The sequence below is a fragment of the Bacillus sp. S4 genome (genome assembly GCF_040838205.1).
Lineage (GTDB): Bacteria > Bacillota > Bacilli > Bacillales > Bacillaceae_G > Bacillus_A > Bacillus_A cereus_U.
In genome coordinates this window covers 1-15,003 of the sequence record NZ_JBFPJI010000011.1, presented here as the reverse complement: position 1 = coordinate 15,003, position 15,003 = coordinate 1, and the positions used below count along the sequence as shown (strand labels likewise).

Here is a 15,003-nt window from a genome sequence, read left to right as displayed (position 1 = left end):
AGATTAAAAAGTGAAGCCAAGAGGCTGAATGTGGGTAGGAGCGAGGAGAGTGAACAAATTGAAATTAGAAAGATTTCGAAAAATAATAGGTCTTTGTCTCCTTGTTTCTCTAGTTTTTATTGGATGTTTTAAACCGCTTCGAACGTTTATTTCATCGCCGAAGCAACTTGTTGTTTTTGAAGGACAACAATCAGAAATAGCATCATTACCAGTTTTTAAGGCTTCATCTACAAATCGTAATGTATTTACTGTAAGTTCAAATGAACAAGAACTTATGGTAAATTCTCACCAAAATGGTGAAGCTGATATGGTGTTTCAACTTGCTGGTTTTCCAGTGAAAAAAGTAAATGTGAAAGTATTAAAAGATTTTAAAGTTATTCCAGGTGGACAATCGATTGGTGTAAAATTGAACACAAAAGGTGTACTTGTTGTAGGCCATCATTTAATTCAAACTGAAAAGGGTAAAGTATCTCCTGGTGAAACAGCTGGTGTACAGATTGGAGATATGATTACCGAAATCAATGGTAAAACAATTGAAAGAATGAGTGATGTAGCACCATTTATTCATAATAGTGGAGAAACAGGTGAACCGCTTAATCTTGTTTTATTAAGAGATGGAAAATATATTCGTGCTAAGCTAACACCACAAAAAGACAATGGTGAATCTTCTTACCGAATTGGATTGTATATTCGTGATTCAGCAGCTGGTATCGGAACGATGACGTTTGTACATCCAGATTCTATGAAATACGGAGCGCTTGGTCATGTAATTTCCGATAATGATACAAAAAAGCCAATTCAAGTAGAAGATGGACAAATTATGCGTTCGACAGTAACGTCTATTGAAAGAGGAAGTCACGGGAACCCGGGAGAAAAATTAGCAAGATTTTCACCGGATCGTGAAGTGATTGGTAATATTACAATAAATAGCCCGTATGGTATTTTTGGGAAATTAAATACAAATATGACAAACGGCATAATGGATAAAGCAATGCCTATCGCATTATCCAATCAAGTAAAAGAAGGGCCAGCGAAAATATTAACAGTTATTGATCAAGATAAGGTGGAAGCGTTTGATATTGAAGTTGTTAGTACAGTACCACAAAAGTTCCCGGCTACAAAAGGTATGGTTATAAAAGTGACAGATAAACGTTTACTAGCAAAAACGGGTGGCATTGTACAAGGAATGAGTGGAAGTCCGATTGTACAAAATGGGAAAGTAATTGGTGCGGTTACACATGTATTTGTAAATGATCCAACGTCAGGATACGGTGTTCATATTGAATGGATGTTACATGAGGCTGGAATTAATATTTATGATCAAGAGAAAAAAGCGAGCTAATACATATTAGCTCGCTTTTCTTTTGAAAAATTCGTTGAAATTTTGTAAAAGCTCCGCAAGAGCTGTTTTTTGTTGTAAAATATAAGCAAAGGGTTGAACGTTTCGCTGTAATTCTATGATGGAATGTGTTGCGAAAGGAAAAAAATGAACGATAAACATATTTTTTTGTGATTTTATCGGAAAGTAAGAAACTTTAAAGGGAATTTTCACACAATTGTCGAACAATTCATGTAGCCTAGAAGCTTACACATGTCGGAAGAATCGATTCGGTAAGGGAGGAAAAACTGTGGAGAAAATTAAAGTATGTCTTGTGGATGATAATAAAGAATTGGTATCGATGCTAGAGAGCTATGTTGCTGCTCAGGATGATATGGAAGTTATTGGAATTGCTTACAATGGTCAAGAATGTTTAAACTTATTGAAAGAAAAGCAGCCTGATATACTCGTTTTAGACATTATTATGCCACATTTAGATGGTCTAGCTGTGCTAGAGAAAATGCGACATATTGAAAGGTTAAGACAACCTAACGTTATTATGTTGACAGCATTCGGACAAGAAGATGTGACGAAAAAAGCGGTTGATTTAGGGGCATCATATTTCATATTAAAACCATTTGATATGGAGAATTTAACAAGTCATATTCGTCAAGTTAGTGGTAAGGAAAATTCTACCATCAAACGTCCATTACCATCTTTCCGATCAGCAACAACGATTGATGGCAAACCGAAAAACTTAGATGCGAGTATTACAAGTATCATTCATGAAATTGGTGTACCCGCTCATATTAAAGGATATATGTACTTACGAGAAGCAATCTCTATGGTGTACAATGATATCGAATTACTAGGATCTATTACGAAAGTATTATATCCAGATATCGCAAAGAAATATAATACAACAGCAAGTCGTGTCGAGCGCGCAATCCGTCACGCAATTGAAGTAGCTTGGAGCCGTGGGAATATTGATTCTATTTCGTCCTTATTTGGTTATACAGTATCCATGTCAAAAGCAAAACCTACGAATTCCGAGTTCATCGCAATGGTTGCGGATAAGCTAAGACTTGAACATAAGGCTAGCTGAGATTAGTATATTCAAAATAAATTTTTTTATAAAAGATCAATGAGTTTAAAACACTCGTTGATCTTTTATTTTGTTATAAGGATAATATTGAAGTAGTATTTCATAAGAAATATGATTATGACACATTTAAAGGTGATTCATTTATTTATATGGAAAATAAAACATATATTTAGTAAGATTATCTATAAAGGGATATTTCTTGATATGATATTTGTTAGGGAATATTGGGAGGTTTATATGAAAAAGAAAATTTTAATTTGGATTGGATGTGCAATAGGCTTAGTTGGGCTTACTGCTGGTATAACTTATGGAATGTTAGAACTTGCAGATAATCCGGCGGACAAACAAGCTAGTGCTGAAATAGATACAAGCGAATATAAAACAGTTCCAAAAGAAAAAGAAGCGCAGTTTGGTGAGATTGGTGGCGCAAGTGCGAAACTTCAAATTACAAAAGATTCTACTGAAGAAGACTTAGTTAAAGCGATGCATAGTATGACTCACCAAAAAGTAATAGCTGAGCAAAAATGGGGAGCAATCCCGATGTCTAAAGAGAATGCTGAAAAAGTAAGAAGTATCTTAAATGAGAGTAATTTTGAAACGAAAGAAGAACTTTTAGCGATTGCTGAAAGATGGATAAACAAAGACTTTAGTAAAGTTGTGGACGATCATAACTACTTTTGGAAACTGCAAGGTGGTAATATCGGAAAAGCTACAGGAGTTATGGATCCGCTAGAAGAGCAAACTTTTTCTTTAAATAATTTTGGAGATGGAGTAACAGGTGAATTACACAAATCTGGAGACCTTCAATAGGTTGGAGGAAATTAAAATTTGCAATTTGTAGAAAAAGCTTCTTTATAGAGGCTTTTTATTTTGTTGTTCCATGCATTCATAATTTTAGTGGGTAAGTTATCCGTGATATAATAGAGAAAAATAAAAAGCCCTGCAAAACAGGACTATATTATTCTTCGTCTTTATTTTGTTTTTCTAATTCAACTAATTTTTGGATTAAAATATGCTGAGGCATATGCATAAGTTGTTCAAGTGGAACACCTAACGCTTTTGATAGGCGGACTGCAGTGTCTGGAGAAATTTGTAATGGTCTCATAGAAGTACCTCCTTTTTCGTATAGTATAGCATAAGATTGGGGGAGTGAGGATGACTCTTATATTTGCGCACCGTGGTGCGGCGGGAACGTATCCGGAAAATACAATGATTTCATTTGAAGCAGCAGAGGCTTTCGGGGCAGACGGAATTGAACTCGATGTTCAATTAACGAAAGATGGAAAAGTTGTCGTTATTCATGATGAAACTGTGAATCGAACGACGAATGGAAAAGGTGCTGTTCGAAATTATTTATACGAAGATTTATGTAAGTTAGATGCAAGTTATAAATTTAGTGAAAAAATAGGCTTTTGTAAAATTCCTCTTTTAGAAGAGGTACTGGAATGGCTTGAAAAAACGCAATTGCTACTTAATATTGAACTTAAAAATGATAAAATTCCATACAGAGGTTTAGAAGAAGAGGTTATAACACTTGTGCGTAAGTTTAGTCTGGAGGATCGTGTTATATTTTCTTCGTTTAACCACTATAGTATGAAACGGTGCCATATGATGGCTCCTGATATTCAAACAGCTATTTTGTATCGGGAAGGTTTGCATAGCCCGTGGGCATATGCAAAAAAGATGGGTGCTACTGCAGTGCATCCGAATTATCGTTATCTTCAAGATGCCATCGCTGAATTAACGATGGAAAGTGGTGTAGAGGTTCGTCCTTACACGATAAATGAAGAAACGCTTATGCGTAAATATTTTGATATGAACATATCGGCGATTATTACTGATTATCCTGAAACAGCAAGAACTTTATTACCGATAAAAAATGAGACCTAATATAATGGTCTCATTTTTTTATCGGTATGTGAAAACTTTGTTCTATCTTCTGAAGCGGGCTTGCACTTTATTTCTCTTACGATCTCTGTGTAAGACGAAGCCGCCGAAAATATAAAACCCGAGTGCAAAGCAAAGAGCGCCGATTAAAAATTGTAACCATAATATAGGGATTGGGGAGAATAAAATCCCAAATACAGTATCTCTCATTAGTTTAATACCAAGCACGGCTAATGAAATCGGGATGAGTGCTAATGATAGAGCGAGGTAACGCTGCATACATAACGCCCCTTTTCAGATTATTTTGTTTATTTTAATGATGTTATATGAAAAGGGGGTTTGTCAAGAGATTGCTGAACGAGTAAGATAAGGATGTGAAAAATTTTGCAGAGATACTTCGAGAGGAAGTGTAATGTATGAAACAAAAGGTGTTAATTGTTGGAGCGGGTGAAGGTGGGAGTATACTACTGAGTCTGTTACAAAATTCGAATATATTTCAAATTATAGGAGTTATTGATATTAATCCAATTGCGAAAGGATTACAAATCGCAAAGGAATATGGGACTCCGATTGGTGATAGTGTAACTCCGTTTCTTTCTATGCATATTGATGTAATGTTTGATATGACAGGTGATTATGATTTACATAAAGTTTTATTGGGAAGCAAGCATAAAGACACCCTTCTTATACCAGGGGATATTGCAAAAATTGTTACGAAACTAGCGCATGAGAAGGAAAGCTTAATTGGGAAGCTAGAAGAACAGACGCAACAAGGGAATTTAATTTTAAATTCTACGCACGACGGTATGATTGTTATAGACCAAGAGGGACAAGTTCGTCTGTTTAATAAAAGTGCAGAGCGTATTATCGGATATAAGAAAGAAGAGGCGATAGGAAAATATATTTTAGAAGTTATTCCAACGAGTAAGTTGCTTCGGATTATACGTACGAAACAAATAGAAGTGAATCATGAACTGACGCTAGAAAATGAAAATAAGATCATTACAACGCGTATTCCAATATTAAAAGAAGATGGAGAGGTTCAAGGAGCATTTGCGATTTTTAAAGATATTACAGAAGTTGTAGATTTAGCGGAAGAAGTTACAGATTTAAAAGAAATTCAAACGCTACTTGAGGCGATTATTAACTCATCTGAGGAAGCAATTTCGGTTGTTGATGAGAAAGGAAGAGGGTTAGTTATAAACCCTGCTTATACGAAGTTAACGGGTTTAACCGAAGAGGATATTATAGGGAAGCCAGCTACAACTGATATTGTAGAAGGTGAAAGTATGCATATGAAAGTACTTCGGACGCGCCGAGCGGTACGAGGAATACATATGAAGATTGGGCAAAAAAAGCGAGATGTAATTGTAAACGTAGCACCGGTTATTGTTGATGGAATATTGAAAGGGAGCGTCGGGGTAATTCGCGATGTATCAGAAATTCAAAAGTTAACAAATGAATTGAATAGGGCAAGACAAATCATTCGAACGTTAGAAGCAAAATATTCATTTGATGATATTGTTGGTGATTCAGATGAAACGACGGCAGCTATTGAACAAGCAAAACTTGGAGCGAATACACCGGCAACAGTATTGCTTAGAGGGGAATCTGGTACGGGGAAAGAGTTATTTGCACACGCTATTCATAACGGTAGTAATCGAAAATACAATAAGTTTGTACGAGTAAACTGTGCTGCTATTTCTGAGACCTTATTAGAAAGTGAATTATTCGGTTATGAGGAAGGCGCGTTTTCTGGAGCGAAAAGAGGCGGGAAACGAGGATTCTTTGAAGAAGCGAATAATGGAAGTGTTTTTTTAGATGAAATCGGAGAGTTATCTGCAAATACGCAAGCGAAGCTCCTTCGTGTACTACAAGAAAAAGAAATTGTGAAAGTAGGGGGAACGAAAGCGATACCTATTAATGTTCGAGTGATCGCTGCGACGCATGTGAATTTAGAAAAAGCTATTTTAGAAGGGAAGTTCAGAGAGGACTTATATTATCGTTTAAATAAAATCCCGATTCAAATCCCTTCCCTTCGTCAGCGTAAAGGAGACATACCAGCGATTGCAGAAAGGTTAATTCAAAAAATTAATCAAGATTATGGTCGTAATGTAGAAGGACTCACCGATTCAGCCATTTCGTATTTACAATCATATGAATGGCCAGGGAATGTTAGGGAACTTGAAAATATTTTAGGACGAGCTATTATCTTTATGAATTATAACGAGATATATATTGATGTACATCATTTACCGCCTTTACATAAAGAAGAACAAGTAGAGACGAAACAAAATAATTTATTACCTGAATTAGAAGAGAAGGCCCTTGAACACCTAGTGACAGAATTTGAGGGGAATATTATCCGTGAATATTTAGAGAAATTTGATGGGAACAAAACGAAGACTGCAAAAGCGTTAGGGATTTCAGTTCGAAACTTATATTACAAGATAGAAAAGCACGACTGTGCAAAAAATAGCATGCAATAAATTGCGCACCATGCAATTTATTGCATGGTATACAAAAAGTGACAAAACGAGACAGAATATTTAGTTGTTTTCCAAAGTATTGATTTCACTGCATTTTGAATGCGTTTTCATTATTGGTAAGACCAATTTTAAAAGTTGGCACGGTATTTGCTTAATGAATAGACGAGGGACGACGGAAAGGGTTGATTACAAAATATGAAGTTAGAACACTTAATTGATCAAGCAGCAGGACAGCCTAAAAAAACTATGGCTGTAGCAGTAGCTGAAGATCATGAAGTAATTGAAGCTGTAGCGAAAGCAATCAAGTTACAGCTAGCTCAATTTCGTCTATATGGAAATCAAGAGAAAATAATAGGGATGCTACAAGAGCATGGGTTACAAACTTCAGAACATATTGAAGTGATTGCAGCAGCGTCAAGTGCTGAGGCTGCAGAACTTTCTGTTAAAGCTGTAAGCAATGGCGAAGCAGATGTACTAATGAAGGGGAACATCCCAACAGCAAATATTTTGAAAGCTGTATTAAATAAAGAGTGGGGACTTCGTAAGGGCAGCGTGCTTTCACATGTTGCAGCGTTTGAAGTTCCAAATTACGATCGTCTTATTTTTGTTACAGACGCAGCGATGAACATTGCACCTGATGTAACACAAAAAGCTGCTATTATACAAAATACTGTAGAAGTTGCCCAGGCAATAGGAATTGATTTGCCAAAGGTAGCGCCAATTGCAGCGGTAGAGGTTGTTAATCCTGCGATGCAAGCGACAATTGATGCAGCGATGTTAACTCAAATGAATCGCCGCGGACAAATTAAAAATTGTGTCGTTGATGGACCACTTGCTTTAGATAATGCAGTATCACAAATTGCAGCAGAACATAAAGGCATAGTAAGTGATGTAGCAGGTAAGGCAGACATTTTACTCGTCCCAACGATTGAAGCTGGAAATGTGCTATATAAATCACTCGTCTATTTTGCAAATGCAAAGGTAGGAGCGATGATTGCTGGCGCTAAAGCACCGATTGTTTTAACATCACGTGCTGATTCAGCAGAAACAAAAGTATATTCATTAGCATTGGCAGTTGCGACTGCTTCAAAATAAACCAAATAGGGTAAAACAATTAGGGGGAAACGACAATGACATTAGAAATCTTCGAATACTTAGAAAAATATGATTATGAGCAAGTGGTATTTTGTCAAGATAAAGAATCTGGTTTAAAAGCAATCATCGCAATCCATGATACAACACTTGGACCAGCTCTTGGTGGAACAAGAATGTGGACATATGATTCTGAAGAAGCGGCGATTGAAGATGCATTGCGTCTTGCAAAAGGGATGACATACAAAAATGCAGCAGCTGGTTTAAACTTAGGTGGTGCAAAAACAGTAATTATCGGTGATCCACGTAAAGATAAAAGCGAAGCGATGTTCCGTGCATTAGGACGCTACATTCAAGGACTAAACGGACGTTACATTACAGCTGAAGATGTTGGTACAACAGTAGATGATATGGATATTATCCATGAAGAAACTGATTTTGTAACAGGGATTTCACCATCATTCGGTTCTTCTGGTAACCCATCTCCAGTAACTGCATACGGTGTTTACCGTGGTATGAAAGCAGCTGCAAAAGAAGCGTTCGGTACAGATAACCTAGAAGGAAGAGTAATTTCTATTCAAGGTGTTGGTAACGTAGCATATCACCTATGCAAACATTTACACGCTGAAGGAGCAAAATTAATCGTTACAGATATTAATAAAGAAGCTGTACAACGTGCAGTAGAAGAATTCGGTGCAACAGCAGTTGAGCCAAATGAAATTTACGGTGTTGAATGTGATATTTACGCACCATGTGCATTAGGCGCAACAGTTAATGATGAAACTATTCCACAACTTAAAGCAAAAGTAATCGCAGGTTCTGCAAATAACCAATTAAAAGAAGATCGTCACGGCGACATCATTCATGAAATGGGTATTGTATACGCACCAGACTATGTTATTAATGCAGGTGGCGTAATTAACGTAGCAGACGAATTATATGGATACAATAGAGAACGTGCATTAAAACGTGTTGAGTCTATTTATGACACAATTGCAAAAGTAATCGAAATTTCAAAACGCGATGGCATAGCAACTTATGTAGCAGCAGATCGTCTAGCTGAAGAGCGCATTGCAAGCTTGAAAAACACTCGTAGCACATACTTACGCAACGGTCACGATATTATTAGCCGTCGCTAATCATTCATATATAACTTTTACAAAAGGTGTGGTTACCTCTTATGAGGTTCCCACTTCCTTTTGAATTTATTAGTGGAGGTAGCAACATTGTCTGTAAATCGAATTCTTGTTATTAACCCAGGTAGTACATCCACAAAAATTGGTGTTTTTGATAATGAAAGACCCGTTCTAGAAGAAACTATTCGTCATGACGTAGAACAGATTGGGAAATATAAGCGAATTATCGACCAATATGAGTTTCGAAAAGAAACGATTTTAGAAGTTCTACATTCTCATGGTATTAACATTTCAAAATTAAACGCTGTTTGTGGACGTGGTGGATTACTTCGTCCAATCGAAGGCGGTACGTATACAGTAAACAATGCGATGTTAGAAGATTTAAAAAATGGGTTTAGCGGTCATCACGCTTCAAATCTCGGAGGCATTCTAGCTTATGAAATCGCTTCTGGATTAAATATTCCTGCATTCATTGTGGATCCTGTCGTTGTAGATGAAATGGAACCGATTGCTCGTATTAGCGGTATTGCTGGTATGGAACGTAAAAGTATTTTCCATGCATTAAACCAAAAAGCGGTTGCTCGTAAAGTAGCAGATGAATTAAATCACAAATATGAGGATTTAAATTTATTAGTTACACATATGGGCGGCGGTATTACAGTTGGTGCTCATAAAAAAGGAAAAGTTATCGATGTTAATAATGGCTTAAACGGAGAAGGACCATTTAGTCCAGAGCGTGCTGGTACAGTACCAGTAGGGCAATTAGTTGAAATGTGTTTCTCTGGTGAGTATTACCGAGACGAAATGGTCAAAAAACTTGTCGGACAAGGTGGACTTGTAAGTCTTATCGGTACAAACGATGCAATTAAAGTAGAACAAATGGTTGAAAAAGGTGATCCTGAAGCAACTCTTATTTATAAAGCAATGGCATATCAAGTTGCAAAAGAGATTGGCGGAGCTAGTGCTGTACTTCACGGGAAAATCGATGCAATCGTATTAACTGGCGGACTTGCGTACAGTAAAATTCTTGTCGATGAAATAAAAGAACGTGTTCACTGGATTGCAGATGTTATCGTACATCCAGGAGAAGATGAATTACAAGCGTTAGCAGAAGGAGCACTTCGTGTATTACGTGAAGAAGAAGCTCCAAAAGAATATGTTGTACGAGAAAAACAAACAGTAGCTAGGGGTTGAGATAATGGCAAGAGAATATGATTTAGTCATCGTTGGCGGCGGTACTGGTGGATATGTTGCTGCTATTCGTGCATCACAACTAGGGTTAAAAACTGCACTTGTTGAAAAAGAAAATCTTGGTGGTACTTGTTTACACAAAGGATGTATTCCTAGTAAAGCTCTTTTACGTAGTGCGGAAGTATACGCAACTGCTAAAAAAGGAGAAGAGTTCGGAGTTATTGCAAGTAACGTAGAACTAAACTTTGCTAAAGTACAAGAGCGTAAAGAGAAGATTGTAACGCAGCTTCATAAAGGCGTTCAGCATTTAATGAAACAAGGTAAAATTGATGTGTTTGAAGGTATTGGCCGTATTCTTGGCCCATCTATTTTCTCTCCAATGCCAGGTACAATTTCAGTTGAACTTGCAAGTGGAGAAGAGAATGAAATGTTAATTCCAAAAAATGTACTTGTTGCAACAGGTTCTCGTCCAAATTCATTACCAGGATTAGAGTTAGACGGAGAGTATGTAATGTCTTCGGATCATGCCCTAAAAATGGAAACGCTTCCTAGTTCGATCATTATTGTTGGTGGCGGTGTAATTGGTATTGAGTGGGCATCTATGCTTGCTGACTTCGGTGTAGAAGTTACAGTATTAGAGTATGCGAAAAACATATTACCACTAGAGGATAATGACGTTTCAAAAGAAATGCAGCGTCTATTCAAGAAAAAAGGTATTAAAGTGGTAACTGGTGCAAAAGTATTACCGGAAACATTGGTAAAAGATAATGGAGTAACAATTCAAGCTGAACATAACGGTGAGAATAAAGCATTTAAAGCAGAAAAAATGCTTGTATCTGTAGGAAGACAAGCGAATACGCAAAATATGGGCTTAGAGAATACAGATATTGTTGTGGAAAAAGGATACATTCAAACAAATGAGTTTTATCAAACGAAGGAATCTCATATTTACGCAATTGGAGATGTAATCGGTGGCCTACAACTTGCTCACGTTGCTTCGCATGAAGGAATTGTTGCTGTAGAACATATTGCTGGTAAAGAAGTTACACCAATTGATTATTCTATGGTATCGAAATGCGTATATAGCAGTCCAGAAGTTGCTTCTGTTGGTTTAACAGAACGAGAAGCGAAAGAAAAAGGCTATAAGTTAAAAGTAGGTAAATTCTCATTCCGTGCAATCGGAAAGGCACTTGTATACGGAGAATCAGACGGTTTTGTAAAACTTGTAGTTGATGAAGAAACAAATGACATTCTTGGTGTTCATATGATCGGACCACACGTAACAGATATGATTTCTGAAGCGGGTCTTGCAAGAGTACTTGATGCAACACCTTGGGAAGTAGCACATACAATTCATCCGCATCCATCATTATCTGAGGCGATTGGTGAAGCTGCATTAGCTGTAGATGGAAGAGCGTTACACGCATAAAAATGTGGATTTAGGAGGTTATGAAAAATGGCAGAAGTAAAAGAAAAGCGCCATGAAGAGTTTGGTTTAAGTGATGAGCAAGTATTAGAAATGTTCCGTACGATGTTACTTGCACGTAAAATCGACGAACGTATGTGGTTATTAAACCGTGCAGGTAAAATTCCATTCGTAATTTCTTGTCAAGGACAAGAGGCTGCACAAGTTGGAGCAGCGTTCGCTCTTGATAGAGAGAAAGATTATGCATTACCATACTACCGTGATATGGGTGTTGTATTAGCGTTTGGTATGACAGCAAAAGAACTTATGTTATCTGCTTTCGCGAAAGCTGGAGATCCAAACTCTGGTGGTCGTCAAATGCCTGGTCACTTCGGTCAAAAGAAAAATCGTATTGTGACAGGTTCATCTCCAGTAACAACACAAGTACCACATGCAGTTGGTATTGCACTAGCTGGAAAAATGGAGAAGAAAGATTTAGTAACGTTCGTTACATTCGGAGAAGGCTCTTCAAACCAAGGTGATTTCCATGAAGGGGCAAACTTTGCTGGTGTACACAAACTACCTGTTATTTTCATGTGTGAAAATAATAAATATGCAATCTCTATTCCGGTTGAAAAACAATTAGCATGTAAAAACGTATCAGATCGTGCAATTGGTTACGGTATGCCTGGATATACAATAGACGGAAACGATCCGCTTGCAGTATATAAAGCTGTTAAAGAAGCAGCAGACCGCGGTCGTCGTGGTGAAGGCCCAACTTTAATTGAAACAGTATCATATCGTTTAACAGCACATTCTAGTGACGACGATGATCGTGTTTACCGTGATAAAGAAGAAGTAGAAGAAGCGAAGAAAAAAGATTCAATTATAACATTTGCAGCTTATTTAAAAGAAGTTGGCGTGTTAACTGAGGAATTTGAAAAACAAATGTTAGATGAAATTATGCATATCGTAAATGAAGCAACAGAATATGCAGAAAATGCTCCGTATGCAGCACCTGAAGATGCATTGAAGCACGTATACGCAGAATAGGGGGGAACGTTTCATGGCTGTAATGTCTTATATTGATGCTATTACATTAGCAATGCGCGAAGAAATGGAACGCGATGAGAAAGTATTCGTTTTAGGAGAAGATGTTGGTAAAAAAGGTGGCGTGTTTAAAGCGACACACGGTTTATATGATCAATTTGGTGAAGATCGTGCACTTGATGCACCGCTTGCAGAATCTGCAATTGCTGGGGTAGCAATTGGTGCGGCAATGTATGGTATGCGCCCAATCGCTGAAATGCAGTTTGCTGATTTCATCATGCCAGCAGTAAACCAAATTGTTTCTGAGGCAGCAAAAATTCGTTATCGTTCTAACAACGATTGGACTTGTCCAGTTACAATTCGTGCGCCATTTGGCGGGGGTGTTCACGGTGCATTGTATCATTCACAATCTGTAGAAGCGATGTTTGCAAACCAACCAGGTTTAAAAATTGTTATCCCTTCTACACCATATGATGCAAAAGGCTTATTAAAAGCAGCAATTCGTGATGAAGATCCAGTATTATTCTTTGAACATAAGCGTGCATATCGCTTAATTAAAGGTGAAGTGCCAGAAGATGACTATGTATTACCAATCGGAAAAGCAGATGTGAAACGCGAAGGTGATGATATTACTGTTATCACTTACGGATTATGTGTTCACTTTGCTCTTCAAGCAGCTGAGAAATTAGCACAAGATGGCATTTCTGCACACATTCTTGATTTACGTACTGTGTATCCGTTAGATAAAGAAGCGATTATTGAAGCAGCTTCTAAAACAGGTAAAGTTCTTCTTGTAACAGAAGACAATAAAGAAGGAAGTATCATAAGTGAAGTGGCAGCAATTATTGCTGAAAATTGTCTGTTTGATTTAGATGCGCCAATCGCACGTCTTGCAGGCCCAGACGTTCCGGCAATGCCATATGCACCAACAATGGAAAAATTCTTTATGGTAAATCCAGATAAAGTTGAAAAAGCAATGCGTGAACTTGCGGAATTTTAATCGGGGGGACTATACATGGCTGTAGAAAATATCACAATGCCTCAGCTCGGGGAGAGCGTTACAGAGGGTACAATTAGTAAATGGCTCGTTAATGTTGGCGATCACGTAAACAAGTATGATCCACTTGCAGAAGTAATGACTGATAAAGTAAATGCCGAAGTACCATCTTCTTTCACTGGTATTGTGAAAGAGCTAATAGCTGGCGAAGGTGAAACGTTAGCTGTAGGTGAAGTTGTTTGTGTCATTCAAGTAGAAGGCGCAGATGAAGTAGCAGCAACAGCTGTAGAGGAAAAAACGAAAGAAGAACCAAAGGCAGAAGTAACTACGCCTGAAAAAGCACCGAAAGCAAAACAACCAACTGATGGAAAACCACGTTTTTCACCAGCTGTGTTAAAACTTGCGGGTGAGCATAACGTTGATTTAGATTTAGTAGAAGGTACGGGGGCAAATGGCCGTATTACTCGTAAAGATATTTTAAAGCTAGTGGAATCTGGAAATATTCCGCAAGCAGGTGCGAAGAAAGAGGCAGTTGTTGCAGTAGCAGCGCGTCCAGAAGCACCAAAATCAGCGGCAGTAGCCCCGGTAGCGTCAAAAGTAGAAGCTGCAAAACCAGTTTCTGTGCCGACAATGCCTGGAGATATCGAGATTCCGGTAACAGGTGTGCGTAAAGCAATTGCAGCAAATATGTTACGCAGTAAACACGAGGCACCTCATGCTTGGATGATGATTGAAGTAGATGTGACAAACCTTGTATCATACCGTAACTCAATTAAAGGCGATTTCAAAAAGCGTGAAGGCTTTAACTTAACGTTCTTTGCTTTCTTCGTAAAAGCAGTAGCACAAGCGCTAAAAGAATATCCTCAAATTAACTCAATGTGGGCTGGCGATAAAATCGTTCAGAAGAAAGACATTAACCTTTCTATCGCTGTTGCAACAGAGGAAGAACTATTTGTACCAGTAATTAAGCACGCGGACGAGAAAACAATTAAAGGTATCGCTCGCGAAATTACAGAACTTGCAGGAAAAGTACGCACGAAATCATTAAAAGCTGATGAAATGCAAGGCGGAACATTTACAATTAATAACACAGGATCATTCGGTTCTGTTCAATCTATGGGTATTATTAATTACCCACAAGCGGCTATTTTACAAGTTGAATCAATTGTAAAACGCCCAGTAATTATGGATAATGGTATGTTCGGTGCTCGTGACATGGTTAACTTATGTTTATCACTTGATCACCGTGTACTTGATGGTTTAATTTGTGGTAAATTCTTAGGACGTGTAAAAGAAATTTTAGAAAATACGTCAGAGAACAATACATCTGTAT

The 15,003-nt window shown here is 37.6% G+C and carries 14 protein-coding genes; 12 read left to right on the top strand and 2 right to left on the bottom strand.

What is annotated here, in order from left to right; all coding sequences use genetic code 11:
* Window positions 1-49: 49 nt before the first annotated feature.
* From spoIVB to AB3X48_RS03070, 3 genes are all read left to right on the top strand, one after another.
* Window positions 50-1,342: a SpoIVB peptidase gene (gene spoIVB, locus AB3X48_RS03080; RefSeq protein ID WP_033711018.1), complete on the top strand. Its 1,293-nt coding sequence runs from the start codon at window positions 50-52 to the stop codon at window positions 1,340-1,342.
* Between the two features lie 286 nt (window positions 1,343-1,628).
* Entirely contained in the window at window positions 1,629-2,423 is a 795-nt protein-coding gene (gene spo0A / locus AB3X48_RS03075) for a sporulation transcription factor Spo0A (protein WP_016100158.1), read from the top strand.
* A 237-nt stretch (window positions 2,424-2,660) separates the two neighbouring features.
* Window positions 2,661-3,233, top strand: a complete 573-nt coding sequence (locus tag AB3X48_RS03070; RefSeq protein ID WP_016106126.1) for a PRK06770 family protein — start codon at window positions 2,661-2,663, stop codon at window positions 3,231-3,233.
* 148 nt (window positions 3,234-3,381) lie between these two features.
* Here AB3X48_RS03070 and AB3X48_RS03065 read toward each other — a convergent pair whose 3' ends face one another.
* On the bottom strand, window positions 3,382-3,528 hold the full coding sequence (locus AB3X48_RS03065) for a YycC family protein (RefSeq protein ID WP_001247671.1): 147 nt from the start codon (window positions 3,526-3,528) through the stop codon (window positions 3,382-3,384).
* Between the two features lie 50 nt (window positions 3,529-3,578).
* Between AB3X48_RS03065 and AB3X48_RS03060 the strand changes: the two genes are divergently transcribed.
* Window positions 3,579-4,313 carry a glycerophosphodiester phosphodiesterase gene (locus tag AB3X48_RS03060; protein WP_016106125.1) on the top strand — a complete coding sequence of 245 codons (735 nt, stop codon included), beginning with the start codon at window positions 3,579-3,581 and terminating at the stop codon, window positions 4,311-4,313.
* Window positions 4,314-4,355: 42 nt separating this feature from the next.
* Here the strand turns inward: AB3X48_RS03060 and AB3X48_RS03055 are convergent, their stop codons facing one another.
* Window positions 4,356-4,589: a DUF2627 domain-containing protein gene (locus AB3X48_RS03055; RefSeq protein WP_002111735.1), complete on the bottom strand. Its 234-nt coding sequence runs from the start codon at window positions 4,587-4,589 to the stop codon at window positions 4,356-4,358.
* 137 nt (window positions 4,590-4,726) lie between these two features.
* Between AB3X48_RS03055 and AB3X48_RS03050 the strand changes: the two genes are divergently transcribed.
* From AB3X48_RS03050 to AB3X48_RS03015, 8 genes are all read left to right on the top strand, one after another.
* Window positions 4,727-6,799: a sigma-54 interaction domain-containing protein gene (locus AB3X48_RS03050; RefSeq protein WP_016106124.1), complete on the top strand. Its 2,073-nt coding sequence runs from the start codon at window positions 4,727-4,729 to the stop codon at window positions 6,797-6,799.
* 195 nt (window positions 6,800-6,994) lie between these two features.
* Window positions 6,995-7,894 carry a phosphate butyryltransferase gene (gene yqiS / locus AB3X48_RS03045; protein WP_016106123.1) on the top strand — a complete coding sequence of 300 codons (900 nt, stop codon included), beginning with the start codon at window positions 6,995-6,997 and terminating at the stop codon, window positions 7,892-7,894.
* A gap of 35 nt (window positions 7,895-7,929) precedes the next feature.
* Entirely contained in the window at window positions 7,930-9,030 is a 1,101-nt protein-coding gene (locus tag AB3X48_RS03040) for a leucine dehydrogenase (protein WP_002145827.1), read from the top strand.
* Window positions 9,031-9,117: 87 nt separating this feature from the next.
* Window positions 9,118-10,221: a butyrate kinase gene (gene buk / locus AB3X48_RS03035; RefSeq protein WP_002111730.1), complete on the top strand. Its 1,104-nt coding sequence runs from the start codon at window positions 9,118-9,120 to the stop codon at window positions 10,219-10,221.
* 4 nt (window positions 10,222-10,225) lie between these two features.
* Window positions 10,226-11,647: a dihydrolipoyl dehydrogenase gene (lpdA, locus tag AB3X48_RS03030; RefSeq protein ID WP_002111728.1), complete on the top strand. Its 1,422-nt coding sequence runs from the start codon at window positions 10,226-10,228 to the stop codon at window positions 11,645-11,647.
* Window positions 11,648-11,674: 27 nt separating this feature from the next.
* Window positions 11,675-12,676, top strand: a complete 1,002-nt coding sequence (gene bfmBAA / locus AB3X48_RS03025) for a 3-methyl-2-oxobutanoate dehydrogenase subunit alpha (RefSeq protein ID WP_002111726.1) — start codon at window positions 11,675-11,677, stop codon at window positions 12,674-12,676.
* Between the two features lie 13 nt (window positions 12,677-12,689).
* On the top strand, window positions 12,690-13,673 hold the full coding sequence (gene bfmBAB, locus AB3X48_RS03020) for a 3-methyl-2-oxobutanoate dehydrogenase subunit beta (RefSeq protein WP_000290070.1): 984 nt from the start codon (window positions 12,690-12,692) through the stop codon (window positions 13,671-13,673).
* Between the two features lie 15 nt (window positions 13,674-13,688).
* Window positions 13,689-15,003: dihydrolipoamide acetyltransferase family protein (locus tag AB3X48_RS03015; RefSeq protein WP_367958764.1), on the top strand; the 1,315-nt coding region annotated here is incomplete at its 3' end.

What these genes read in the sequence shown, in the direction of transcription:
- AB3X48_RS03055 (WP_002111735.1), bottom strand. Translation starts at nt 4,589, where the DNA reads ATGCAGCGTTACCTCGCTCTATCATTAGCACTCATCCCGATTTCATTA.
- AB3X48_RS03050 (WP_016106124.1), top strand. Translation starts at nt 4,727, where the DNA reads ATGAAACAAAAGGTGTTAATTGTTGGAGCGGGTGAAGGTGGGAGTATA.
- bfmBAB (WP_000290070.1), top strand. Translation starts at nt 12,690, where the DNA reads ATGGCTGTAATGTCTTATATTGATGCTATTACATTAGCAATGCGCGAA.
- yqiS (WP_016106123.1), top strand. Translation starts at nt 6,995, where the DNA reads ATGAAGTTAGAACACTTAATTGATCAAGCAGCAGGACAGCCTAAAAAA.
- bfmBAA (WP_002111726.1), top strand. Translation starts at nt 11,675, where the DNA reads ATGGCAGAAGTAAAAGAAAAGCGCCATGAAGAGTTTGGTTTAAGTGAT.
- AB3X48_RS03060 (WP_016106125.1), top strand. Translation starts at nt 3,579, where the DNA reads ATGACTCTTATATTTGCGCACCGTGGTGCGGCGGGAACGTATCCGGAA.
- AB3X48_RS03040 (WP_002145827.1), top strand. Translation starts at nt 7,930, where the DNA reads ATGACATTAGAAATCTTCGAATACTTAGAAAAATATGATTATGAGCAA.
- AB3X48_RS03065 (WP_001247671.1), bottom strand. Translation starts at nt 3,528, where the DNA reads ATGAGACCATTACAAATTTCTCCAGACACTGCAGTCCGCCTATCAAAA.
- lpdA (WP_002111728.1), top strand. Translation starts at nt 10,226, where the DNA reads ATGGCAAGAGAATATGATTTAGTCATCGTTGGCGGCGGTACTGGTGGA.
- AB3X48_RS03070 (WP_016106126.1), top strand. Translation starts at nt 2,661, where the DNA reads ATGAAAAAGAAAATTTTAATTTGGATTGGATGTGCAATAGGCTTAGTT.